This window comes from Mesorhizobium sp. M7A.F.Ca.CA.004.06.1.1, assembly GCF_003999135.1.
Lineage (GTDB): Bacteria > Pseudomonadota > Alphaproteobacteria > Rhizobiales > Rhizobiaceae > Mesorhizobium.
In genome coordinates this window covers 1-2236 of record NZ_RZPQ01000876.1, presented here as the reverse complement: position 1 = coordinate 2236, position 2236 = coordinate 1, and the positions used below count along the sequence as shown (strand labels likewise).

Annotated in this window: 4 protein-coding genes; 1 reads left to right on the top strand and 3 read right to left on the bottom strand. The window is 60.7% G+C overall.

The window, feature by feature from the left end; translation table 11 throughout:
• From EN906_RS31540 to EN906_RS38585, 3 genes are all read right to left on the bottom strand, one after another.
• Positions 1-154 (bottom strand): co-chaperone GroES (locus EN906_RS31540; protein WP_164750074.1); only part of this gene is annotated, 154 nt, incomplete at its 3' end.
• A 165-nt stretch (positions 155-319) separates the two neighbouring features.
• A complete protein-coding gene (locus tag EN906_RS31535; protein WP_127269301.1) occupies positions 320-1117 on the bottom strand; it encodes a class I SAM-dependent methyltransferase in 798 nt (265 codons plus the stop codon).
• A 79-nt stretch (positions 1118-1196) separates the two neighbouring features.
• Positions 1197-1682: a hypothetical protein gene (locus EN906_RS38585; RefSeq protein WP_245484371.1), complete on the bottom strand. Its 486-nt coding sequence runs from the start codon at positions 1680-1682 to the stop codon at positions 1197-1199.
• Positions 1683-1733: 51 nt separating this feature from the next.
• Here EN906_RS38585 and EN906_RS38580 point away from each other — a divergent pair, with 51 nt between their 5' ends.
• Positions 1734-2081 carry a hypothetical protein gene (locus EN906_RS38580; RefSeq protein WP_245484370.1) on the top strand — a complete coding sequence of 116 codons (348 nt, stop codon included), beginning with the start codon at positions 1734-1736 and terminating at the stop codon, positions 2079-2081.
• Positions 2082-2236 lie beyond the last annotated feature (155 nt).

Below are 2236 nucleotides of genomic sequence, written 5' to 3'. Positions count from 1 at the left end.
CACGAGCGCCGGAGCCGACAGCGATGATCTCGCCTTCCTGCGGCTTTTCCTTTGCCGTGTCGGGGATGATGATCCCGCCAGCGGTCTTGGATTCGGATTCGACCCGGCGAACGACCACGCGGTCATGAAGCGGGCGGAACTTCGACTTTGCCATTTTTTCTTCCTCGATGAGAACGGTGAGAAACAGTTCCTCCATCCGGCGGCGCCGGACATGTGGTTAGCACTCACCAAAGGCGAGTGCTAACGTGGCGCTGAAATAGGCTGGCGGCGCGCCGGAGTCAAGGCGCTCGGAGCGCCTCTTGGCGGCATGATGATGAACTTACCGGTGCCTGGCCGAACCGAGTACCAGAAGCGGGCACCGTTCGGCCAGCGGATAGCTGCCGCTCGGCACGACGCGCACTTCGCCGAACCAGTTGGCGGCCTCTTCGATCAGCGTGGCCAGCGTCGCGAAACTGTAGCTTATGTCCGAGCCGGCATAGACGTCGATCGTGTTGATCGAGCTCATGCTCCACCCCGTCCTTGCGGCAAGAGCTTCGCGGTCTGGGAACAGTCTGCCGAACGTATCGCGGATCGTTGCCACCTTGATGGCGAAATCGGGGTCGTTCGTCGTGGACGCCATCGCGATCCGCCATTTGAGCGCGTGGAAATTCTCGACCCCGCCGGCCAGAACCAGAGCTTCGATGCCGCGCAGATCATCTGCCGTTTCCGGTCGTGCGAAGACGCGGATCGCTGCGCGCCTGCCAGGCTTCAGTACCCTGGCGACCTCGCCAAACAACGAACTGCGCGCCGCCTGGGAATCGACCGCCGACAGGCATCCGTCGCCGATGACGGCGTCGATGCTTGCGTGATCCACGGGCAGGTTAAGCCAGTTGCCGGCGATTGCCCTTCGCGAGCCGTCGTCGCCGGCCCATACGCCGGAAATCATGGCCGCCGACTGGTCGACCGCCAACATCGACTTGCCCAGAATTGCCAATTCCGGGGTCACCCCCAAGAGGAGGACATCGGCATTTCCAAGATCAAGTTCGCGATCGAATATAGCGACGGTTTCCGCTGTTGGCCGGAGCGGCGCTTCCAGAAGTTTCCAATGGCGGTGGTAATCGTCCCAATGATTTGTCATGCAATTTATTGGCCCCTGGACGCCTGGATTTGGATACCCGCCGGGGCTTAATAGAGGTCGTCGGACAAGCCAAGACATTTCAAGAATTTACAGACGGTCCAAGAGGTAGATAGTGGCGCGCATCGTTGTGATAACGCACGAGCATGACAGGTTCCTGGGCAGGCGCGACATCCTGCTGCGCAGGAGCAGCCCATACATGCTGTTCGACATTCTTGCGGAATTGAAAAGGCGCGGCCACTCGGTTCAGGTTCAGCAAGGCCTGTCGAAGCCGGTCAGCGGCGATATGGCGGTATTGCATGTCGATGCCACGGTGACGCCCACGGACTATGTCGACTACGCCCGGAGTTTTGCCTTCTGCCTCAACATCGGCGCCGCCGACATATCCAAGCGGCGGATCAGCGGCGCATTGGTCGACAGAACCGACAGCTGGCAAGGTCAGGTGATCGTCAAAAGCAATCTCAACAATCGGGGTATTCCGGAGACGCTCCTCAACCGGCGATCCGAGCGTGCCGGGAAACAGCAGCCGTTTCCGCGCTTGCCAGCCTTGCATCCTTATGAGGTCCATGGATCTCTCGGCGACGTTCCAGATGGCGTCTTTGATTGCGACGATCTCGTCGTGGAAAAGTTCATTCCGGAGAGAGAACCCGACGGTTTTGCTGTTCGTTTCTGGGTGTTTTGCGGAGAGCGCGAGCGCTGCACCCGCTACGTCTCCCCGAACGGCCTGGTCAAGGCATCAGAGACGATCCGGCGCGAGCCCGTCCCGGTGCCCGACGAATTGCGTGAGCGTCGGCGTGAACTCGGCTTTGACTATGGAAAATTCGATTTCGTCATGCATGAGGGCAGGGCCGTCCTCCTCGACGCAAACAAGACTCCCGGCCGTCCGCAAAACCTCGTCAAGATGTTCGCGGCCGGCGCTTCCGATCTGACTCACGGCTTCGAAGGCCTCATCCATCGGGCGAAATAGGCGCGGCTGAGATCGCCGCGGACGCCCTAGAGAAACAGTCGCAGCTGCGTGTGAATGATAGACCGGTAATCCTCGATGGTCTGGCGGCTTTCCGCTTCGCCCTCGGCGAGCGCCAGGCGCACCACGCCGCCGGCGAGCTGGAAGATCAGCAGGAC